At 73.2% G+C, this 21558-nt stretch carries 20 protein-coding genes and 1 riboswitch; of the genes, 8 read left to right on the top strand and 12 right to left on the bottom strand.

All coding sequences use genetic code 11. The annotated features are described in order from the left end of the window. Positions 1-18: 18 nt before the first annotated feature. Complete coding sequence (locus tag ACGFYP_RS28840; RefSeq protein ID WP_393499515.1) at positions 19-1104, bottom strand: DUF6397 family protein; 1086 nt, start codon at positions 1102-1104, stop codon at positions 19-21. Between the two features lie 93 nt (positions 1105-1197). After that, entirely contained in the window at positions 1198-1602 is a 405-nt protein-coding gene (locus ACGFYP_RS28835) for a roadblock/LC7 domain-containing protein (protein ID WP_361955922.1), read from the bottom strand. Between the two features lie 156 nt (positions 1603-1758). Here ACGFYP_RS28835 and ACGFYP_RS28830 point away from each other — a divergent pair, with 156 nt between their 5' ends. Then, the gene (locus tag ACGFYP_RS28830) at positions 1759-2184 is read left to right on the top strand and encodes a PPOX class F420-dependent oxidoreductase (RefSeq protein ID WP_393499511.1); all 426 of its coding nucleotides are present in this window, start codon (positions 1759-1761) and stop codon (positions 2182-2184) included. A 76-nt stretch (positions 2185-2260) separates the two neighbouring features. On the opposite strand, the gene ACGFYP_RS28825 is transcribed toward ACGFYP_RS28830, so the two are convergent. The 5 genes from ACGFYP_RS28825 to ACGFYP_RS28805 form a co-directional block, all read right to left on the bottom strand. Then, positions 2261-2878 (bottom strand): ATP/GTP-binding protein, encoded by a 618-nt coding sequence (locus tag ACGFYP_RS28825; protein ID WP_393499508.1) that lies wholly within the window; start codon positions 2876-2878, stop codon positions 2261-2263. Continuing rightward, positions 2859-3275, bottom strand: a complete 417-nt coding sequence (locus ACGFYP_RS28820; RefSeq protein WP_361955916.1) for a DUF742 domain-containing protein — start codon at positions 3273-3275, stop codon at positions 2859-2861. Before ACGFYP_RS28820 ends, ACGFYP_RS28825 begins: the two co-directional genes overlap by 20 nt. Positions 3276-3288: 13 nt before the next feature. Beyond that, positions 3289-3723, bottom strand: a complete 435-nt coding sequence (locus ACGFYP_RS28815; protein ID WP_361955914.1) for a roadblock/LC7 domain-containing protein — start codon at positions 3721-3723, stop codon at positions 3289-3291. Then, on the bottom strand, positions 3720-6551 hold the full coding sequence (locus ACGFYP_RS28810) for a nitrate- and nitrite sensing domain-containing protein (RefSeq protein WP_393499504.1): 2832 nt from the start codon (positions 6549-6551) through the stop codon (positions 3720-3722). Before ACGFYP_RS28810 ends, ACGFYP_RS28815 begins: the two co-directional genes overlap by 4 nt. Positions 6552-6736: 185 nt before the next feature. Continuing rightward, positions 6737-7675, bottom strand: coding sequence for an MHYT domain-containing protein (locus ACGFYP_RS28805; RefSeq protein WP_393499502.1), 939 nt, complete (start codon positions 7673-7675; stop codon positions 6737-6739). A 151-nt stretch (positions 7676-7826) separates the two neighbouring features. Here ACGFYP_RS28805 and ACGFYP_RS28800 point away from each other — a divergent pair, with 151 nt between their 5' ends. The 3 genes from ACGFYP_RS28800 to ACGFYP_RS28790 all read left to right on the top strand — a co-directional run bounded on the left by ACGFYP_RS28800 (position 7827) and on the right by ACGFYP_RS28790 (position 9888). Next, on the top strand, positions 7827-8429 hold the full coding sequence (locus ACGFYP_RS28800; RefSeq protein WP_393499499.1) for a class I SAM-dependent methyltransferase: 603 nt from the start codon (positions 7827-7829) through the stop codon (positions 8427-8429). 180 nt (positions 8430-8609) lie between these two features. After that, a complete protein-coding gene (locus tag ACGFYP_RS28795) occupies positions 8610-8915 on the top strand; it encodes a hypothetical protein (protein ID WP_393499496.1) in 306 nt (101 codons plus the stop codon). Between the two features lie 100 nt (positions 8916-9015). After that, a complete protein-coding gene (locus ACGFYP_RS28790) occupies positions 9016-9888 on the top strand; it encodes a hypothetical protein (protein ID WP_393499493.1) in 873 nt (290 codons plus the stop codon). 82 nt (positions 9889-9970) lie between these two features. On the opposite strand, the gene ACGFYP_RS28785 is transcribed toward ACGFYP_RS28790, so the two are convergent. The 3 genes from ACGFYP_RS28785 to ACGFYP_RS28775 form a co-directional block, all read right to left on the bottom strand. Continuing rightward, entirely contained in the window at positions 9971-10516 is a 546-nt protein-coding gene (locus ACGFYP_RS28785) for an MOSC domain-containing protein (RefSeq protein WP_393499490.1), read from the bottom strand. A 93-nt stretch (positions 10517-10609) separates the two neighbouring features. Further along, entirely contained in the window at positions 10610-10792 is a 183-nt protein-coding gene (locus tag ACGFYP_RS28780; protein WP_361955900.1) for a hypothetical protein, read from the bottom strand. Positions 10793-10808: 16 nt separating this feature from the next. Beyond that, entirely contained in the window at positions 10809-11915 is a 1107-nt protein-coding gene (locus ACGFYP_RS28775; RefSeq protein WP_393499486.1) for a fatty acid desaturase family protein, read from the bottom strand. Between the two features lie 298 nt (positions 11916-12213). On the opposite strand from ACGFYP_RS28775, the gene ACGFYP_RS28770 reads away from it, so the two are divergent. Both ACGFYP_RS28770 and ACGFYP_RS28765 read left to right on the top strand, forming a co-directional pair. Continuing rightward, entirely contained in the window at positions 12214-15258 is a 3045-nt protein-coding gene (locus ACGFYP_RS28770) for a DEAD/DEAH box helicase (RefSeq protein WP_393499483.1), read from the top strand. After that, entirely contained in the window at positions 15255-16577 is a 1323-nt protein-coding gene (locus ACGFYP_RS28765) for an SWF or SNF family helicase (protein ID WP_393499480.1), read from the top strand. The genes ACGFYP_RS28770 and ACGFYP_RS28765 overlap by 4 nt, the downstream gene beginning before the upstream one ends. Positions 16578-16604: 27 nt before the next feature. On the opposite strand, the gene ACGFYP_RS28760 is transcribed toward ACGFYP_RS28765, so the two are convergent. Together ACGFYP_RS28760 and ACGFYP_RS28755 are read right to left on the bottom strand one after the other, a co-directional pair. Then, on the bottom strand, positions 16605-17177 hold the full coding sequence (locus tag ACGFYP_RS28760) for a hypothetical protein (protein WP_393499477.1): 573 nt from the start codon (positions 17175-17177) through the stop codon (positions 16605-16607). Between the two features lie 129 nt (positions 17178-17306). Continuing rightward, a complete protein-coding gene (locus ACGFYP_RS28755) occupies positions 17307-18161 on the bottom strand; it encodes a bifunctional 5,10-methylenetetrahydrofolate dehydrogenase/5,10-methenyltetrahydrofolate cyclohydrolase (protein ID WP_361955892.1) in 855 nt (284 codons plus the stop codon). Positions 18162-18190: 29 nt separating this feature from the next. Next, positions 18191-18296, bottom strand: a riboswitch (ZMP/ZTP riboswitch). A gap of 112 nt (positions 18297-18408) precedes the next feature. Here ACGFYP_RS28755 and ACGFYP_RS28750 point away from each other — a divergent pair. Then, positions 18409-19797, top strand: coding sequence for a GAF domain-containing protein (locus ACGFYP_RS28750; RefSeq protein ID WP_393499472.1), 1389 nt, complete (start codon positions 18409-18411; stop codon positions 19795-19797). A gap of 45 nt (positions 19798-19842) precedes the next feature. Continuing rightward, entirely contained in the window at positions 19843-21366 is a 1524-nt protein-coding gene (locus ACGFYP_RS28745; protein ID WP_393499469.1) for an aldehyde dehydrogenase family protein, read from the top strand. Positions 21367-21558 lie beyond the last annotated feature (192 nt).

Raw genomic sequence — 21558 nt, 5'->3', positions numbered from 1 at the left:
CGCCTCTCCTCTTCCTCCCTAGCTCCTGTCAGCCGTCACCTCCGCCTCTCCCCCGGCTGCCGTCCTGCGACGCCTCAGGCGGTCGAGGAGTCCGCGTCGGGTACGGGGCACAGGCGGGCGGACGAGTGTCGCGGGACGGGCCGGCCGCGCCACGCCGGCGCCGCCCGGCCAACTGCCGAGCCCGTCCACCGGCCTGCCTCCCGGCCCGGCGCCCTGCCAATCGACCCGGCCGTCGACCAGCGCCGGCCCCTCGACCGGGCCCACCAGCGAACCCGCCGCCCCCAGGGCACCCTCCGGGCGCGGAGCCGGGCGGTCGGAGCGTGCCTCGTCCAGGGCGAGGGCGAGGCTCATCCGGTGCCAGAGGATCTCGTCCGGGTCGTCGGCCACCGTCAGCCGCTCGGCGATCTCGCGGGAGGCCGCGGACTCCGGCAGCCCCGAGGGTGGTTCCGGACGCAGCCGGTCGAGATGGGTGCGTTCGTAGGGGTCGTCGACGACCTCGGCCAGTTGGACGGGGCCGAGGAGCGAGGCGATGGCGGCCGCCCGGACCCAGGGATCCTCGGTCGCCCGGAGAAGCAGCCCGAGGCGCCGGGCCCGCCAGTTGCGCGGCCGCCGGTCCTCTCCCTCGTCGACGCGCTCCCTGATCTCGCCCGGCAGCCTGCCGGTCAACAGCGCCGGGTACGTGAGCGCGAACTCGCCCAGTTCGGCGGCCAGATAGAGCCAGACGACCGCGCGGTAGCGGTTGAGATAGAACCGCACCGGGCTCAGGTGCCCCGTCCTTGCGAGCTTGGTGAAGCGCTCCGGCGGAACGGCGAGCAGCTCCGCCGCCTCCGTCGTGCCGACCGTCCGAACCCGCTCGCGCAGTCCGGCCGGGAAGTCCGGCGCGGCTTTCAGTCGCTCGACCTCTGCCTGCGGGACCCTGGGCCGCCCGCCTCGCGCTCCGGGGGCCACCGGCGCGGCCCCCGGGGCCCGGGGCGTGCCGGGCACGGCGCCCTGCACTGTCCTCACCAGGCCCAACTGCACGGCGAGCTGGAATTCGTCGCGCCTCAGTTCCAGTTCCTGCGCCGCGCGTGTCGGCGCAAGGGTGCGGGTGTCTTCTTCTGTCATGACGGTCTCCCCCGTGAGTGATGACTACTCTCGGTGACGACCGTAGCTCCGGCGGGCCCCACCCCGCTCGCCCCTGTGGATAACGTCGACAACTCAGAGATCGGCGATACCCGGCTGCCGTGCCGCCACCCCGAGGTGCTCGCCGACCCGGTTGACCAGCAGCGTCATCTCGTACGCCACCTGGCCGACATCGGCCTCGGCTTCACTGAGGACGCAGAGGCAACTGCCCTCGCCCGCCGCCGTGACGAAGAGGAGTGCCTCGTCGAACTCGACCATCGTCTGCCGCGCGCGCCCGGCCTGGAAGTGCCGGCCCGAGCCGCGCGCGAGGCTGTGCAGTCCGGAGGAGACGGCGGCCAGGTGCTCGGCGTCCTCCCGGGCAAGTCCGCTGCTGGCTCCCGTGACCAGCCCGTCGTTGGACAGCACCAGCGCGTGCCGTATGTACTCGACCCGCCGGGTCAAGTCGTCCAGGAGCCAATCCAGTTCCGTGTCCAGCGCCATGCGTCGGTCCTTCCCCCTGTGTGTGGCGTCCCCGTCGACCCGAAGTCCCCGCGGTCCGCGTGTCGTCGGCAAGCCTTACGCACTGTCGTGGACAGGGCAAGCACCCCTGGAGGCCTGGTGTGCCACGGAGCACCGCCGGTGGCGGACCATGGGGACATGGCAAAGATGACCGAGGAACAGTGGCGGGCCTTCGTGTCCACGGGAACCCGCACCGGCAAGTTGGCGACCGTCCGCGACGACGGCAGTCCGCACGTGGTCCCGATCTGGTTCGTGCTCGACGGCGACGACATCGTTTTCAACACCGGCAAGGACACCGTGAAGGGCCGCAATCTGGCCCGCGACGCGCGCGTGGCGGTGTGCGTCGACGACGACCGGCCACCGTTCGCGTACGTCTCGCTCCGCGGGCGCGCCGAGCTCAGCGAGGACCCGGTGGAGCTGCGCCGCTGGGCCGCGCGCGTCGGCGGCCGGTACATGGGCGAGGACCGCGCCGAGGAGTTCGGCGCGCGCAATGGAGTCCCGGGTGAACTGCTCGTACGCGTACGGATCGAGAAGGTGACCGCCGAGTCCGGCGTCGCCGACTGAGCCCGCGCGCCACGTGGTGCCGCTGCCGGCACCGGGAACGGCAGCGGCAGCGGCAGCGGCAGCGGCACCACGGACCTCACCCGACCGAATCCAGCAGTCGCGCCGTGTGGACGCGGCCCGCGTACTCGACCAGCCTGATCAGCACCTCCTTGCCCGAGTCCCGGTCCCGCGCGTCGCACAGCACCACCGGCGTTCCCCGGTCCAGGTCCAGCGCCCGCGAGACCTCGTGCGCCCCGTAGTTCCGCGCGCCCGCGAAGCAGTTGACCGCGACGACGAACGGGATCTTGCGGTGCTCGAAGTAGTCGACCGCCGGAAAGCAGTCCTCCAGGCGTCGCGTGTCGGCGAGGACGACGGCACCGAGCGCCCCCTGGGACAGCTCGTCCCAGAGGAACCAGAACCGGTCCTGCCCCGGCGTGCCGAAGAGGTACAGGGAGAGCCCGGACCGGATCGTGATCCGGCCGAAGTCCATGGCGACCGTCGTGGTCGTCTTCTGGTCGACGCCCCCGGTGTCGTCGACCGACTCCCCCGCCCGGCTGAGCTGTTCCTCCGTACGCAGGGGGCGGATCTCGCTGACCGCACCCACCAGGGTGGTCTTGCCGACGCCGAAACCGCCGGCGACCAGGATCTTCAACGCGAGGGCCGTGGAGTCCACGCCACCGCCCGCACCCGTGCTCTCAGAGCGCTCGTAGGCCATCGATGACTTCCCTCAGGATCCGTTCGTCGGGCAGCTGCGCGGGCGGTACGGGTCGGCTGACCTTGACGAAGCCCGCTTCGAGGAGGTCGCCGAGGAGGACCCGGACGACTCCGACGGGCAGGTCGGCGTCGGCGGCGAGTTCGGCCACCGACTGTGTCTCCGCCCGGCACAGGGTGAGCAGGGCCCGGTGTTCCGGGCCGAGGAGCGACTCCTCGGCCCGGCCGGGCGGGTCGTCGTCGACGACGACGAGTGCGATGAGGTCGAACCGTACGTTGCTGGGCCCCGGCTTCGTACGGCCACCGGTCATGGCGTACGGCCTGACGAGCGGCCCTGCGTCCGCGTCGTACCACTGACTGCCCGGCGCGGCCTGGCCGTCGCCGGTGCTGTCCACGTTCATCGGTGTTCTCCGGTCAGCCGGCGGCCGGCGGGGTCGCGGTGAGCCGCGGCGGGGTGTGCAGGTGCTCGCCGACCCGCTTCACCAGACGAGCCATCTCGTAGGCGATCAGCCCGATGTCGGCGCTCGCCGAGCTGAGGACGGCGAGGCAGGACCCGTCCCCGGCGGCGGCGACGAAGAGGAATCCGTCGTCCATCTCGACCATCGTCTGGCGGACTCCGCCGGTGTGGAACTGGCGCCCGGCGCCCTTGGCGAGGCTGTTGAATCCGGAGGCGATGGCGGCCAGGTGCTCGGCGTCCTCACGGCTGAGTCCGCTGGAGGAGCCGACGGCGAGGCCGTCGTTGGACAGCACGACCGTGTGCCGGACTTCGCGGACCCTCAGGACGAGGTCGTCGAGGAGCCAGTCGAGTTCACCGGAGCGGTGGTGGGACATCCTCTCGTGGTCGATCATGCGTGGTCTCCTTCACTGCCGGGGTCGCGGCCGTAGTCGGGGCCGAAGTCGCGTCCGTGGTCGGGTTCGTTGCCGTGGTCGCGGCCGGAGCCGGTTCCGAGGGGGCGTCTGCTGCCGGGGGCCGCGCCGCCGCCCCGCGTCCAGCCGTCGCGGTAGGCGGTCATCCGGTCCCTGACCTGTTCGGGGGTGCGTTCGTCCGCGCCCTGGACGGCCGGGGTGGGTGGGAGATCGGCCGGTGGGGCCTCGCGCAGCTGCGGTACGAGGTTGGCCTGGCGGACCCGCCTGGGCAGGTCCCCGGTGTCGTCGGCGGGAGCGCCCGCCTGGGCGGGGACGGGCGGGGTCCGGGGCGCCTGCGGGGCCTGCTGGCTCTGCGGGGAGGGGCGGCCGCGCCTGTGGAGGCTGGTCACCCCGGCCGGGGTCTGCTCGGGCGTCGCTCGCGCCACCCCCGGGTCCGTCCTCTGGTCCACCCCCTCCGGCTGCCCCGCGAGAGCGGGGATGCGGGGCGGGCGCGGCAGGGGCTGCGACGGGGACGAGGACGGGTGGGCGGTCGACTGAGGGTGGGACGGGGGCAGGGACTGCGGTGGTACGGAGCCCGCGGTGACGGCCTGTTGGGGGTGCTGGTGGCGCGGGAAGGCGGCGTCCGCGACGCCCGGACGCTCCCGGTGCACCGTGTGCCCGTACGGCCCGTCCCCGAAGGCCGGCTCGGGCGTCCGGCCGTTGGGAGCGCCCTTGCCGGGCGGGAGCGCGCTCTGCAGCACGTCCATGGGGAGCAGGACCACGGCCGTCGTACCGCCGTAGGGCGAGGTCCGCAGGTGGACCTTGATGTCGTGCCGGGAGGAGAGCCGGCTGACGACGAAGAGGCCCAGCCGGTCGCTGTCGAACAGGTCCAGGGCCTGGGACTGCGCGATCCTCGTGTTGGCCTCGGCCAGGCTCTCCTTGCCCATGCCGAGGCCTCGGTCCTCGATCTCCAGGGCGTAGCCGTTGCCGACGGGTTCGCCGCTGATCCGCACTTTGGTGTGGGGCGGGGAGAACTGGGCTGCGTTCTCGATGAGTTCGGCCAGCAGGTGGGTGAGGTCGGCGACCGCGCCGCCGACGACCGACGTCTCGGGGAGCTGGCGCACCTCCACGCGCGCGTAGTCCTCGATCTCGGAGACGGCGGCCCGTACGACGTTGGTCAGCGGGACGGGCATCCGCCAGGCGCGCCCGGGCGCTGCGCCGGACAGGATGATCAGGCTCTCGGCGTGGCGGCGCATCCGGGTGGTGAGGTGGTCGAGCCGGAAGAGGTCGCCGAGCTCGGAGGGGTCGTCCGCGCGGCGCTCCATGCTGTCGAGCAGGTTGAGCTGACGGTGGACCAGGACCTGGCTGCGGCGGGCGAGGTTGACGAAGACGCCGGAGATGCCGCTCGCGAGCTCGGCGCGTTCGACGGCGGCGGAGAGGGCGGCGCGGTGGACGGTGGTGAGCGCCTCGCCGACCTGGCCGATCTCGTCCTGCGGGGCGGGCCCGGGCGGTGCCTCGGCCTGTACGTCGATCTCCTCGCCGGCCCGCAGTCGCGCCATGGCGGAGGGAAGCTTGCGCCGGGCGATGCCGAGGGCCGTGTTGCGGAGGCTGATCAGTTCGATGACCAGGCCGCGGCCGATGCGTACGGAGATCACGAGGGAGGCGGCGACGGCGGCGAGGCCGAGCAGGACGGCGGCGCCGCCGGCGGTCAGGATGCCCCCGCCGAAGGGTGCCGCGCGGTCGGCCGCCGCGCGCCGGGCGTCGGCCTCGATGCTCGTCAGGCCACCGCGTACGACGGCCATCGCGTCGTCCCAGGTGGTGGCGGGCACGGCCTGGAGCGCCTTGCGGCCGGGAGCGGCGGCGCCGATCCGGTCCTCGGCGGCGGTGAGCTGCTGGTAGCCGCGCTGGCCGGCGAGCTTCTCCCAGGCCGCCCGTTCGGGGCCGCGCAGGTCGGCGGTGGCGGACTCGGTGAGGGTACGACGGGTCTCGACGGCGCCGGTGAACAGCCGGAGCCGTTCCGCGCTCAGTTCGCCCCCGAGGTACGCGGAGCCGAGGAGGGCGTCCTCGCGGGCGAGCATCTCGCCGACGCGGCCGAATTCGAGGAGCACGCGCGCGTGGGCACCGACCTCGGCGTCCTGGATACCGGCCAGGGCGCCGCCGACGGCGAAGGCGGCGGTGATCGTGGCCGTGTACTCCGTGTACACCTCGTCCCAGTCGGCCTTGCCCGCCGCGGCCGCGGTGCGCAGCGGGCCGAGGCCCTCGACCTTGGTGACGAACCGGCCGACCCGGTCGGCGACGTCGCGCGGGAGGTCGCCCGTGGCGCCGACGGTGTGCCGGTCGTCGAGGCGGAGCCGGGCGACGGCCGCGTCGGTGCGCCGCGCCTGGTCCTTGAGCTCCGTGGCGCGACCGGTGCCGGGCGAGGCGACCTGGCGTACGGCGGCGCGCCGTTCGGCCTGAAGGGCGGTGACGGCGACGGCGACCGGCTCGCGGATCTCCGCGTCGACCTGCTGGAGTTGGCGCAGCCGGGCGATGTCCTGGGCGGTGGTGACGGTGGCGAATCCCCACAGGGCGAGCAGCGAGACGACGGGCACCATCAGCAGCGAGACGATCTTCGCTCGGACGGTACGCGGACGCAGTCCACGGCGCCGTGGAGGGGCCGGGGCGGGGCCGACGGGCGGGGTGGCCGGGTCGGCCGTCCCGGGCGGGGCTTCGGGGGCGCGCTCGGGCGGTTCGTCGGCGGGCGGCCCCGCGTGCGCGCGCCGCCCGCGCGCCGCCTGCTGCGGCGCCGTGGTCGTCGTCCCGGCGTCCTGGGTCTTGCGGGGAGTTCGCATGGCCTCCTCGTTCCGGCTGCGTCTGTCCTGATGCGATGTGCGTGCCCACGTGCCCCCACGCGCGCGGTGGAACCGATGCGCGCGCCGTCACCCGACGGGTGCGCCGCGTGCGCCGTGCGCGCCGCGTTCGGGAGGGGTCGCGGGGGTCCCTGTCCGAAGAGGGCGGGAGGCCCTGCGACCGTGCCCTACGGCCCCGGTGGACCGGTGTCCACGGGCCCCGCCGGGTAGGCGTACGACGGTGCGGCGCCGGCCGACGAGCCGTACGGGGACCCCGCGGTCGCCTTCGCCGGTCCCTCGGCGTCGTGCACCCGGCCGCTCGGGGCGCGGAAGCCGGGCGGCGCCACGTCCACCGCGCGCTCGTCCGGTTCGGTGAGCTGCTCGGCGGAGGCGTACGCGGCGCGCTCCTTGGCGGTCGGGGAGAGCGCCACGAAGGCCGAGGTGATGAAGAGATAGGAGCCGAGGCCCACGGCGAGCGGGAAGATGAACTGCATGGCGGTGGCGCCGGGGAGCTCCGCCGACGAGGGCGCCACCTCCACCTCGACCGCGAACATGCCCGTGTAGTGCATGCTGCTGACGGCCACTCCCATGACCAGGGAGGCGAGCGCCACGGCGCGCGGCGCGTGGATGTTGAGCGCGGCCCACAGCGCGGCCGTCGCGGCGACGACGGCGATGACGACGGAGAGCGCGACGAGCACCGGGTCGTACGTCACCTGGCCGTGCAGGCGCAGGGCGGCCATGCCCATGTAGTGCATGCTCGCGACGCCGATGCCGGTCGTCAGTCCGCCGATCAGCAGGGAACTGCCCCGGTTGCGGCCGTAGCCGACCGCGAAGACGCCGACCCCGACGACGGCCATGGCGATGAGGAGGCTGAGGATGGTCAGCGGAACGTTGTAGCGGATGTCCGTTCCCGTGACGCCGAAGCCGAGCATCGCGACGAAGTGCATGGTCCAGATGCCGGTGCCGATGGCGGACGCGGCGGTGAGGAGCCAGTTGCGGCGCGAGCGGCCGGTCGCGTCGAGCGCTCGTACGGTGCAGCGCAGCCCGAGGGCGGCGCCTATGCAGGCCATCGCGTACGACAGCACAGGTGTCAGCCAGCCGAAGGCGGCGTGGTCCAGGTGTCCCATGACTCAGGGACGCTAGTCCGGACAAGGGGGCGCATCAGGGGCGCATTTCGAAACCTGATGGAATATGACATAGAGATGTTCCAGAACGATCGTGCCGCGCTCGAACATGCACACAGGTCGTTCACCCTTGGGGCTGAGGCATCATGCACGCATGAGCGATGACCCCACCCATGTCCAAGAGTTCTTCGGCCCCCGTGCCGCCGACTGGGACGCCCGCTTCCCGGACGACACCCCCGCCTACGCCGCGGCCGTCGCCGAACTCGGTCTGCGCCCCGGTGCCGCCGTGCTCGACGCGGGGTGCGGAACCGGCCGGGCGCTGCCGGCGCTGCGCGGGGCCGTCGGCCCGAAGGGGACCGTCATCGGCGCGGACCTCACCCCCGAGATGCTCGACGCGGCGGTGCGCGCAGGCCGCGACACTTCCGGCTCCCTGCTCCTGACCGATGTCGCACGGCTGCCGCTGCGCACCGGGGCGCTCGACGCGGTCTTCGGAGCCGGGCTCGTCTCCCATCTGGCCGATCCGGCCGCGAACCTGCGCGAGCTGGCGCGGGTCGTGCGCCCCGGCGGACAGCTCGCCCTCTTCCACCCCGTCGGCCGCGCCGCGCTCGCCGCCCGCCACGGCCGCCGGATCACCGAGGACGACCTGCGCGCCGAGCACAATCTCCGCCCCCTTCTGTCCGGTTCAGGCTGGCGGATGGTCAGTTATGTGGACGAGGACGACCGTTATCTGGTCCTCGCCGTTCGCCAGGACCAGTGAGCGCTTCGGCGGCGGTGTTCGGACGGACCTAAGCCGGGGGTAAGGCAGACGCCAACAGGGCGTAAGCGAGGTGTAGGCGGGGCGTGGTCACGCCGACCGTGCTCCGCGCCCTTCTGTCCCGGCACTTCCCTGTCTACGGTGGAGGTGCCGGGCAGCCGTGTCCGGGAAAGGCGGCAGGCCATGGCCCGTGTACGAACGTTACTGAACTCCCTCCTGCCCGCGGCGCGCCGGACACCGGGCGAGCGACGCCCGCCCGCCGAGCCGCGGCGGCAGCACAACATCTTCGAGGCAGCGGCTACCTACGTCACGGGGTGCGTGGAGGAGGACCAGGACCGGATCGACGAGGCCGTCACGTGGGTGTCGCCGGAGGCCCTCACGTTCGGCATCAACGAGCTCGCCTGCCGGGCCGTGATCGCGCTCGCCCGCGAACGGGACGAGTCGCCGGAGACCGTGGCGCGGCATCTGCTCGGGCTGCCGCCCGCCTGACCTCGTACGGAACCGACCGCGCCACTTTCCTTCCGAAGACTCTCGACGCGCGGGTTACCCACTGGTTAAGGTGCGCCGACGACCAGATGGGGAGGCTGCCGTGGCTACCGCCGACGACGACGCGCTGTATGTGCTGACCGCCGTGCTGCTGACGCCCGCGCAGTTCCCGAGCGTGCTGGGCGACGACTACCCGGCGGCGTGCGCGGCGCTCGGCCTCGAACCGTACGCCGAGGGGTACGGCCTCGTCCTGGGCCAGGACGGCACGGGCGCGCGCTGGACGGTGATCATCGACGACGTGTCGCTGGTCGCCGTGGCCATCGCCTCCTGGGACTGCGGGATGGAGTACGACCTCTCCCCCGACGAGCGTACGGTCGTGGCGGCGCTGCCCGGCTGGCCGCTCGCCGTGGCCACGGCCGCGCCCGGCCTGCCGGCCCCGCACGACCCGGAGCCGGAGGAGGGCGACCGGGCTCCCCTGTCCCCGCCGGACGGCGACGGCTGGGGCCCTGCGCAGCGGAGGCTCGGCGCCGACGAGGTCGCGCTGCAGTGGGCGGACTGGCGGGGGCAGATGGACGAGTCCCCGGTCGCCGCCGTACCCGATGCAGGACCCGCGCCCGCCGCCGTACCCGAACCCGACGCCGTACGCGAGCCTGCCTCCGAAGCCACCTCCGGCCCGGAGGAGACCTCCGCGCCGCGGTCGCACGACCCCTACGAAGGTGTCCGACGTGCGCTCGCCGAGCTCCGCGGCTACCTGGAGGAGGCTCCGCCGGTGGGCCGGGTGCGGTCGAGTTTCGCGGACGGTGAGGCGCGGACGCTCCGGGCCGACGGGCCCGGCTGGTCGCTGGTGGCCCGGACCGACGACATGGCCTTCGTCCTCCTGGACGACGAGCCGCGCGAGGTCCTCCCGGTGGCCCGGGGCCCCAAGCTGCCCGCGCTCCTGGAGGCCCTGGACGCGATGGCGGTACGCCCCTCCTGACGCGCCTCCTGGCGCCTCCTGACCCCCGCCCGGCCGGCCGGGGCCAACTCCTGGGCGCCGGGGAACCTGTGAGGGCAGGGGCTCAGACCTTCTCCAGGGGACGGTGCGGCTCGGCGGGCAGTTCGACGCGGATCGGATCGCCGGGCCGCACCTCGCCGCCCGTGAGCACGACGCTCATGATCCCGGCCTTGCGGACGATCTGCCCGTCCTCGTCCCGGCCGAGGACCTGCTTCAGCAGGCCGTGCCGGTAGTTGTCGATCTGGGCGCAGGGGTTGCGCAGGCCGGTGACCTCGACGACGGCCTCGGCACCGAGGTGCAGCCGGGTGCCGGTCGGCAGGCCGAGGAGATCGACACCCCGGGTGGTGATGTTCTCGCCGAGGGCGCCGGGGGCGACCTCGAACCCGGCCCCCAGGACCTCGTCGAAGAGTTCCGCGTGGATCAGGTGCACCTGACGCAGGTTCGGCACCGTGGGGTCCTGGGCGACCCGGGACCGGTGCTTGACCGTCACACCCGCGTGGACGTCCCCCTCGACACCGAGACCGGCGAGCAGCGTGACGCTGTCGCGGTTCGGCTTCGTGAACGCATAGACGGCGTTGCTGCTGACCGACGTGACCATGGCAGTGCTCATGAGGTGGAGCTCCCCTTCTCCGGTGTGATGATCACATGCGGGTGATCACCTCCGAGCCTACGCCAGACGTTCTTCGAGGTCAGCGGCCCCGGGTCAGCGGTGGAGTTCCTTGCGGGAGACCCGGCGCAGTCGGCGCCGCTGGCTGGGGTCCAGGGCGAGGTAGGCGACGGCGGGAACGCCGAGCACCACGAGCAGGGACAGCCAGAACCCGATGAGGGGCATCAGGAGCAGGCCGACGGCCACTCCCCCGATCACTATCTTCGTCCGTGTCGACATGTGCGACGCCTCCTTCTCACGCTGCCGAGCGCAGCGGCTCGCCGACCTCGTGCAGATGTCCGAGCGCCTGTCGGTAGGACTCGACGAAACCGGTCTCTGTGTAGGGGATACCCACCGTACGGCAGTGCGCACGCACGGCGGGCCGGGCCAGTCGCAGATGCGGGCGCGGCATGCTCGGGAAGAGGTGGTGCTCGATCTGGTAGTTCAGTCCGCCGAGGAACCAGTCGGTCAGGAACCCGCCCCTGATGTTGCGCGAGGTGAGCACCTGGCGGTGCAGGTGACCCCAGCTGTCGCCGTCGGGGTGCGCGTCGGGCGTCTCCATGCCCTTGTGGTTGGGCGCGAAGGCCATCCCGAGGTGAAGCCCGAGAAGCATCTGGTGGATCAGGGCGAAGAGGAGTGCCTGGCCGGGCGTGAGGACGGTCAGCAGGAGAGCCGCGTAGCCGGCGATGTGGGCGAGGAGGAGGGCGCCTTCGACGAGCCGCTCGCGCCGGGTCCGGTACGGCCCGTTCCTGGAGAACAGGGCCTGGATTCCGTAGATCTTGAGCGCGATGCCCTCCAGGGTGGTCAGCGGGAAGAAGAGCCAGGCCTGGTGGCGGGTGAGCCAGCGGCGGAATCCGACGCGCCCGGTGGTCTGGTGCTGGGCGAAGACGAGGATGTCGGCCGCGACGTCCGGGTCCTTGTCGAGGTGGTTGGGGTTCGCGTGGTGGCGGTTGTGCTTGTCGTTCCACCACTCCTGGCTCATGCCGAGCAGCAGGTTGGCGTGGACGAGTTGGATGAACCGGTTCCGGCTCCGGTCCGCGCTGATCTGCGCGTGTCCCGCGTCGTGGGCGACGAAGGCCACGCGGGCGGAGAGCAGGGCGAGCGGTACGGCGAGGAGGAGGGCCCACCAGGAGGGCCCGAGCAGGACCATGCCGGCGACGACGGCGGCGAGTCCCAGGAAGTTGACCGCCATGCCGCGCGCGTACCAGCCGGTCCTGCGCTCAAGCAGTCCCTGGTCCTTGATGGTGCGCAGGAGCGGGGCGAACTCGCTGGCGCCGCGCCTGGGGGCTGCGCCACGGGTGACGGCCCCCGGATCGGCGGCGCTCCGATCGGGCGCCGTGAGCGTTGCGGTGGCCTGAGGCATGGCGGTCTCCGGGGTCCGTGGGCGGGGTCCCGGGCGCGGGCCGCCCGGTCTCCCTCGAACCTACGGATCGGTGATCCTCCGCAACCATGACGTCACCCCCCGAGATCCCGGGGGGATTGCCCGGGGCTGGAGGTAGGGCTGGCTCCACCCCCACGGCGGTGTCGGGCGGCCAGGTCCGTGCGAAGCGCCCGAGCGGACGGGGGAACGTGAGTCAGCTCACTTCGATCCCGCTCACGGGTGGGCCGGTCGCTCCTGTACCCTCGGCCGCTCGGCCCAGTAGTCAAATTTGAGGAATGTGTTGTCGCCGTCCCAGAGACTCGATGAACTCGCCCGCTGTTCCGCCGTTTTCCTGCCCGCCGATCCGCCCCGCGCCGGCCGCGTCGCCTTCTGGTCGCCCGACTGGACACCTGACGGGTCACCCGACGGGGCAGCCAGCTCGACACCCGACGGGGCGCCGCAGACCGACGGCCTTCCGGAGACGGTCGACCGACTGACCGTGGTGGCCGAGGACGTCCGCCCGCGGACGGTTCCGGCCGTACTCCTCCCCGTACGGGACGCCCTGCCGCTCCTCACCCGCGCCCGCTTCTCCGACGGGGCCTCGCCCGCAACCGCGTTCTGGGGCGCCGCTTCCCTCTTCGCCCTGCACCTGGCGGCGAGGGGGCTCCTGCTGCCGGGCCTCACGGCCACCGACCACGACGCCTGGCGGGCCGGGCCACTGGGCCCCGAAGAGCTGGCCGACCTCCGCGCCCTCGCCGCGTCGATGCCGCCGGCCGCCCATGCCGTACCGCTGTCCGAGGCCGGGGATGCGGCCGGTGACGGGCCCTTGCTCCTCCCCGAGCCGGAGAGGCTGCTGCGCGCCTTCGTGGACGCGGTCGTGGACGGGCTGCCGCGCACCCCGGCCGCCCCGCTGGCCGCCGGCGGGCCCGCCTTCGCGGCCGACGAGCCCCAGGAACTGCCCGCACACCGGGCCTGGGCCGCGGACGTGGCGGCCGGTCACGACGCGGGCGTACGACTCTCCCTGCGTCTGGAACTCCCCGGGCTCAACGAGCGACAGGCCCCCGCCTTCCGGGCCGTGCTCCAGATGCACAGCGTCGCCGACCCGACACTGGTCGCGGACGCGGCGGAGGTCTGGGCGGGGTCCGGCTCCGCCGGATCTGCCGGTCCGGGGGGCTCGGCGGCCTCGGCGTTCGGGCCCCGGGCCCGGATGGACGCCCTGCTCGCCCTGCGCCGCGCAGCACGCGCATGGGCGCCGCTGGCGCCGCTGCTCTCGGCGGCCGTCCCGGACGCCGTCGAGCTGGCGGACGAGGAGGTCACGGACCTGCTCGGCCCCGCGGCCCGGGCGCTCGCCGCGACCGGCGTCCAGATCCACTGGCCGCGCGACCTGGCCCACCGGCTCACCGCCCACGCGGTGATCGGCCCATCGGACGAGTCCACAGAGTCCACAGAATCCGCCGGACCCACTGGTCCCGCCGGACTCGCGGGACCCGCCGGTGACGCCGCATCCGTAGAGGGCGCCGGAGGCGCCGACGGCGGGCGCTCCTCCGCGCTCCCCTCCTTCCTCTCCGCCGACGCCCTCCTCGCCTTCAACTGGCGTTTCGCCATCGGCGACCAGGACCTCACCCGCGCCGAGCTCGACCAGCTCGCCGAGGCCGGTCGCCCGGTCGTCCGGCTGCGCGACCAGTGGGTCCTCGTCGACCCCGCCGAGGTGCGCCGCGCCCGCGCGTCCCAGGACCGCAAGTTCACCCCGGTCGACGCGCTCGGAGCCGTACTCACCGGGACCGCCGACCTGGACGGAGAGCGGGTCGAGGTCCGGGCGACCGGCTGGCTGGAGCAGTTGCGCGCCCGCCTCGCCGACCCGGAGGGCGGCCCGCAGGAAGTCCCGCAGCCTGCCGCGCTCGCCGCGACGCTCCGCGACTACCAGCTGCGCGGCCTCAATTGGCTGCACCGGATGACGTCGCTCGGACTCGGCGGCTGTCTCGCCGACGACATGGGTCTGGGCAAGACCATCACGCTCATCGCGCTCCATCTGCACCGGCAGAGCGATCCGTCGGCCGCCGGGCCCACCCTCGTGGTGTGCCCGACCTCGCTGATGGGCAACTGGCAGCGGGAGATCGAGAAGTTCGCGCCCGGCACGCCCGTACGCCGCTTCCACGGCCCGTCGCGCACGCTGGAGGAGCTGGCCGACGGCGAGTTCGTCCTCACGACGTACGGCACGATGCGGCTCGACACCGACCAACTGGCCGCCCGGACGTGGGGCATGGTCGTCGCGGACGAGGCCCAGCACGTCAAGAACCCGTACTCGGCCACCGCCAAGCAGCTCCGTACGCTCGGCGCCAAGGCGCGCGTCGCGCTCTCGGGCACCCCGGTCGAGAACAACCTCTCCGAGCTGTGGGCCATCCTCGACTGGACGACCCCCGGTCTCCTCGGCCGGCTCGGCACCTTCCGGTCGCGCTACGCCTCGGCCGTCGAGGGCGGCGAGGACCCGGCGGCCGCCGAGCGCCTGGCCGCGCTCGTCCGCCCGTTCCTGCTGCGACGCCGCAAGTCCGACCCGGGCATCGCCCCCGAGCTGCCGCCGAAGACGGAGACCGACCGCGCCGTCTCCCTGACCAAGGAGCAGGCCGGGCTCTACGAGGCGGTGGTGCGCGAGACCCTGGCGGCCATCGCCGAGGCGGACGGGATGGAGCGGCGCGGTCTGGTGGTGAAGTTGCTGACGGGGCTCAAGCAGATCTGCAACCACCCGGCCCAGTACCTCAAGGAGGAACGCCCCCTGATCGAGGGCCGTTCCGGAAAGCTGGAGCTGCTCGACGAGCTGCTCGACACGATCCTCGCCGAAGACGCGAGCGTGCTCGTCTTCACCCAGTACGTCCAGATGGCTCGGCTCCTCGAGAGCCATCTGGCGGCGCGGGGCGTGCGTACGCAGTTCCTGCACGGGGGCACTCCGGTCGCCGAGCGCGAGGCGATGGTCGCGCGCTTCCAGGACGGCGAGGTGCCGGTCTTCCTGCTGTCGCTGAAGGCGGCGGGTACGGGGCTCAACCTCACCCGGGCCGGGCACGTCGTGCATTACGACCGCTGGTGGAACCCGGCCGTGGAGGCCCAGGCCACCGACCGCGCGTACCGGATCGGCCAGACCCAGCCGGTGCAGGTCCACCGGTTGATCGCCGAGGGCACGATCGAGGACCGGATCGCGGACATGCTGCTGCGCAAGCGGGCGCTGGCCGACTCCGTACTCGGCTCGGGCGAGGCGGCGCTGACCGAACTGACCGATGCCGAGCTCGCGGACCTCGTCCGACTGCGCGGGGACGGGGACCAGAACGAGGACGGAAACGGGGAGGACGGACGATGAGCGCCTACGGACAGGGACAGGGACACGGACAGGGATCCGACGAGGAGCGGACGTTCGAGGCGCTCCCGCCCGCGCGGGGATCGGCCTTCGCCCGCACCTGGTGGGGCCTCGCCTGGCTCAAGGCCCTGGAGGACACGGCGCTCGACGGCCAGCAGCTCAAGCAGGGGCGGCGCCAGGCGCGCGCCGGCGCGGTGGGCGCCGTGTCGGTACGTCCTGGCCGGATCACGGCGGTCGTGAAGGACCGTGACGGTTCCTCGTACCGCAGCGACGTCCTCCTCCAGGAGCTGTCGGACGCCGACTGGGACCGGCTGCTCGACCTCGCGGTCGAGAGCGCGGGGCACATCGCGGCGCTGTTGGACCACGAGATGCCGCCGCACCTGGTGGAGGACGCGGCGGCCGCCGGGCTCGAACTGCTGCCGGGCATCGGCGACCTGGACCCCGAGTGCGGCTGCGAGGCGTGGGACCACTGCCCGCACACGACCGCGCTCTGCTACCAGGTGGCGCGGCTGCTCGACGAGGACCCGTTCGTGCTGCTGCTGATGCGGGGGCGCGGTGAGCGGGCCCTCGTGGACGCGTTGCAGGAGCGGAGTGCGGCGAAGGCGTCGACGGCCTCGGCCACGGGCGCTCGCGAGTCCGCCGAGGGGGCGGGGGCCGAGGGCGTACTCGCCGAGGAGGCGTTCGCCGCGCGGGACATCCTGCCGCCGCTGCCGGCTCCTCCGGCGCTGCCTTCCGTACCGGGCGAGCCGCCCTCGCTGGACACCGAGGCCGAGCCGGCGCCGGGTGTCGACCCGGCGGCGCTGGAGTTCCTGGCGGCGGACGCGGCCGCCCGTGCCCACCGGCTGCTGGCCGAGGCGCTCGCGCCCGGCCCTGAACGCCATGACCGCCTCTTGACGCCCAGTCAGGACGCGGTGCGGATGGCGGCCATGGGGGCTCCCCCGACGCGGGTCGTGACGCGGCTCGCGGAGGGGTCGGGGCGGCGCCGGGCCGACCTCGACCTGGCCACGCGCGCGTGGCGCTTCGGGGGCGCTGCCGCCCTCTCCGTACTGGAGGAGGAGTGGACACCGGATCCCGAGGCGCTGGTACGGGCGAAGGCGGTGCTCGCGGAGGCGTGGGAGGAGGCCGACCGGCCCGTTCTGCGGCAGGCCGGGGCGGCGCGCTGGACGGTGGTCGGCGCGGAGGCGCAGCTGCGCCTGGGCGAGGACGGCCGCTGGTGGCCCTTCCGCAAGGAACGCGGCTCGTGGGCCCCGGCGGGCCCCGCCGACCAGGACCCGTCCGCCGCGCTCGCGGGCCTGGGGACGCCGGAGGAACGAGAGGGATGACGGGGAGGATGCCACTGGGCGGCAGGGTCAGAGCAGGGGCGCGGTGAGGGGGCGGGCGGCCGTGCCGGGTGCGGCGTACGCGGTGAGGCTGCAGGCGACGGTGTCGGATCCGAGGAGGTAGCCGGAGCGGTACGGGTACTGGACGAAGGTGGTCCAGCGCGTACCGCGCGGCTGCGCGGAGGCCTTGCGTCGGAGCGGCTCGCGGCACAGGGCCGCCGCCGCGTCCCGTATCCCCCGGTCGGTGCGGTGCTCGCCGGTCAGGCGGACGACGGTGACGAGCTGGGCGTCGTGCGGCCGGCCGCAGCCGCGTCGTACGACGGTGCCGGGCGCGGCACGGTCGATGTCGAAGCACTCCCCCGGCTCGAGGTGGTGGTACGCGACGGCATCGGCGGGCCCTGCCGTTCCGCCCTGCGCCGCGAGCCGTTCGCCGGCGGCCGGGGCGACGTCGACCGTCGCGCCGCCCCGCGTCCGCGCGGTCGCGTCCCACCGGCTCTCACCCTCCTGGCGGCTCGCGAACGCGACGGCCGCGACCAGCGCGAGAAGCGGTACGAAGACGTACCGGGCGAACGACGGCGCATTCTCGCCGGAGAACGGGGACATGGTGACCAGGGTCACCCGCGGAGGGCCAACAGGGTTGTTCTGCAGCCGAGTTGAGGCCCGGCCCGTACAGAACTGTGACAGTTCCCTTGCCTGTACGGGCCGTTCGGATCCTCGTTCCACTCCGAGAAGCTACAGACCGAGCTGGCGCTCGGCTCCCTCGACGGTCTGCGCGAGGAGCACGGCGATCGTCATCGGGCCGACACCGCCCGGTACGGGGGTGATGAGGGAGGCCCGCTCGGCGGCGGAGTCGAAGTCGACGTCGCCGACGTTGCCCGGGTTGTAGCCGGCGTCGATCACGACGGCGCCGGGCTTGATGTCCTCGCCCTTGATGAACTGGGGCTTGCCCACGGCCGCGACGAGGATGTCCGCCTCGCGGACGACCGACGACAGCTCGGCGGTGCGCGAGTGGCAGTACGTGACGGTGGCGTCGCGCCCGAGCAGCAGCAGTCCTGCGGGCTTGCCGAGGATCGCGGAGCGGCCGACGACGACGGCGCGCTTGCCGCGCGGATCGACGTCGTACGCGTCGAGCAGCCGCATGATGCCACCGGGCGTGCAGGAGACGAATCCGGGCAGTCCGAAGCCCATGGCGGCGAAGGAGGCCATGGTGACGCCGTCGACGTCCTTCTCGGGGGCGATCGCCTCGAAGGCGGCCCGCTCGTCGATGTGCGGGCCGACCGGGTGCTGGAGCAGGATGCCGTGGACCTCGGGGTCCTGGGAGAGCGCGGTGATCGCGGCGACGAGCTCCTCGGTCGTCGTCTCGGCGGGCAGCTCGACGTGCTTGGAGCGGATTCCGGCCTTCGCGCAGCGGTTCTGCTTCATCTTCACGTACGTCACGGAGGCGGGGTCCGAGCCGACGAGCACCGTGGCGAGGCACGGCGTGACGCCGGTGCGGCGGGTGATCTCGGCGGCGCGGGCTGCGGTCTCCTCGACTGTGCGGCGGGCGAGGGCGGTGCCGTCCATGAGGGAGGCGGTGCTGGTGGACATGGGCCACTCCTGGGCGTCGTCGATGACAGGGTGATCGCCCAGGCGCACGGCAGCGTCGGATCCGCACGGGTGCGCGGGGTCCGTGGGCCGCTCCCCGGTGGTGATCCACCTCAAGCGCCAGTCACGGCCCGAGCCCCACTCTACGTGAGCCCCGGGCGGGGCCCAGGGGCGGTGTCAGGACAGGGCGCATATGCCGGGGTGTCGGGACGCTTGTCGACGACCTCCGCGCGCACGACGATGACGACGGATGGGACGTCCGACGGATGGGACGTCCGACGGATGGGACGTCCGGCCGACGAAGCCGTACGAATCATGGACGCCGTGGAAGCCGTGGGACCTCGACGTGGAGGCCGAGTTGAGCGATGCGTGGGAGGCGGCGGAGCCGGACGCCGGGGCGCTGCGGAGGGCGCACGAGGCGTTCACCAGCGGCGGCCGGGTCCACCTCCCGCCGGTGCGGCCGCTGGTCGCGGCGTCGTGGCGGCGCTCGGCGCGGGCCCGGGTGAGCCCGGACGGCGCGGCCTGTGTGGAGCTGGCGGACGACGAGCTCGCCGACCACCGCGCGGGGCATCCACTGTCCGCCGCAATGCCCGTGATCCGGGAGCTGATGGGCGCGTACGCGACGGACGGCGAACACCTCCTGGCGGTCTGCGACGCGGCGGGCCGGATGCTGTGGGTCGAGGGCCATCCGGGGACGCTGCGGAAGGCGCGGGCGATGAACTTCGTCGCCGGGGCCCGCTGGTCGGAGTCGGTGGCCGGGACGAACGCGCCCGGGACCGCGATCGCCGTGGACCGCCCGGTGCAGGTGTTCAGCGCCGAGCACTTCCAGCGGCCCGTGCAGGCGTGGACCTGTGCCGCCGCTCCCGTACACGATCCGGGCAGTGGGCGGCTGCTCGGCGCCGTCGACATCACCGGCGGGGACCGGCTCGCACATCCGCACAGTCTGGCGTTCGTGCAGGCCGTGGCGCGGGCGGCGGAGTCGCAATTGGCCCTGCTCGCGCCACCGCCCGCGGCCGAACGGATACGGCTGACCGCGCTCGGCCGGGACGAGGCGCTGCTCACCGTGGCGGGTCGGCGGCTGCGGCTGAGCCGCCGCCACAGCGAGATCCTGGTGGTCCTGGCCCATCGACAGGAGGGCGTGGGTGGCGAGGAACTCCTCACGCTCCTGTACGAGGACGAATCGGTCACCCCGGTCACGCTGCGGGCCGAGCTGTCCCGGCTGCGCGGGCTCCTGGGGCCGGAGCTGCTGCGTTCCCGCCCGTACCGCTTGGCCGCGGAGGTGGACGCGGACTTCGCGACGGTGGACCGGCGCCTCGGCTCGGGTGCGGTGTCGGCGGCACTCGCCGACTACGCCGGGCCGCTGTTGCCCGCGTCCCGCGCTCCCGGGGTCGTACGAATACGGGAGCGGCTGGCCGGCCGGCTGCGGGCGGCGCTGGTGGACCGGGGCGACGCGACGCTGCTCGCGGACTGGACGTACAGCGCGTGGGGCGAGGACGACGTGGAGATGTGGCGGGCGCTCGCGCGGGTGGTGCCGGCGTCGGGGCTTGCCCCCGTGCTTGCGCGCCTGCAGGCGCTGGACGAGGAACTGGCCGCGGGCGCAACGGGGTTGCAACGTCGGGCTCCGCACACTCGGGGTTGAGTGCCGGTCAGGGACGGCCGGCGCGGTTCGAGGGAGGCCATGTCCATGACCCGTTACGCCGCACCCGGCACCGAGGGCGCGCTCATGTCGTACCAGGCCCGCTACGACCACTGGATCGGCGGCGCGTACGTGGCCCCGGCGCGGGGCCAGTACTTCGAGAACCCGAGCCCGGTCGACGGCCGTCCGTTCACCGAGGTCGCCCGGGGCACCGCGGAGGACGTGGAGCGCGCCCTCGACGCGGCGCACGCGGCGGCGCCGGCGTGGGGCCGTACGTCGTCGACCGAGCGCTCGAACGTCCTGCTCAGGATCGCCGACCGGATGGAGGCGCGTCTGGAGGAACTGGCGGTCGCGGAGAGCTGGGAGAACGGCAAGCCGATCCGCGAGACGCTGGCCGCCGACATCCCGCTGGCGATCGACCACTTCCGCTACTTCGCGGGGGCTCTGCGCGGCCAGGAGGGCGCGCTGAGCGAGATCGACGACGACACCGTCGCGTACCACTTCCACGAGCCGCTCGGGGTCGTGGCGCAGATCATCCCGTGGAACTTCCCGATCCTGATGGCGGTCTGGAAGCTGGCGCCTGCGCTCGCGGCGGGCAACGCGGTCGTCCTCAAGCCGGCCGAACAGACCCCGGTGTCCATCCACTTCTGGATGAGCCTGGTCGCCGATCTGCTGCCACCGGGCGTGATCAACATCGTCAACGGCTTCGGAGCGGAGGCGGGCAAGCCGCTGGCGTCCTCCCCGCGCGTGGCGAAGATCGCCTTCACGGGCGAGACGACGACGGGGCGGCTGATCATGCAGTACGCCTCCGAGAACATCAAGCCGGTCACGCTGGAGCTGGGCGGCAAGTCCCCGAACATCTTCTTCGACGACGTGTGGGCGTCGGACGACGACTTCAGGGACAAGGCGCTGGAGGGCTTCACGATGTTCGCCCTGAACCAGGGCGAGGTCTGCACGTGCCCGTCCAGGGCCCTGATCCAGCGCGGCCACTACAGCGAGTTCCTTGAGGCGGCGGTCGCCCGCACGGAACAGATCGTCCCCGGCCACCCGCTGGACACGGACACGATGATCGGCGCCCAGGCCTCCAACGACCAGCTGCAGAAGATCCTGTCGTACCTGGACATCGGCCAGCAGGAGGGCGCGAAGATCCTGACGGGCGGTCAGCGCATCGAGTACGACGGGGAGTTGGCGGGCGGCTACTACGTCCAGCCGACCATCTTCGAGGGCGACAACCGCATGCGGATCTTCCAGGAGGAGATCTTCGGCCCGGTCGTCGCGGTCACCTCCTTCACCGACTTCGACGACGCGATCCGCACGGCGAACGACACCCTCTACGGCCTCGGCGCGGGCGTCTGGACCCGCGACGCCACCACGGCCTACCGCGCGGGCCGCGCGATCCAGGCGGGCCGCGTCTGGACGAACTGCTACCACGCCTACCCGGCCCACGCCGCCTTCGGCGGCTACAAGCAGTCGGGCATCGGCCGCGAGACCCACAAGATGATGCTGGACCACTACCAGCAGACGAAGAATCTGCTGGTGAGCTACTCACCGAAGAAGCTCGGCTTCTTCTAGGGCCTGTCGTTTGGATCAGGCCGGATCGGGGAGCGGGGTCTGGTGCGTGCGATCGCAAGGCGGAGGAGGGAGTCAACGCGGTGGGGGCACCTCCCGTGCCCGAAGGGCTACGGGGGACGTTGACGACCGACGACAACGCGGCTGGGGGTGCCCCCTGCTCGAAGAGCTTGGGGGAGCGGTGCCAGGGCCCGC

The organism is Streptomyces sp. NPDC048370, assembly GCF_043200825.1.
Taxonomy (GTDB): Bacteria; Actinomycetota; Actinomycetes; order Streptomycetales; family Streptomycetaceae; genus Streptomyces.
This window is presented reverse-complemented; position numbering and strand designations above follow the sequence as displayed.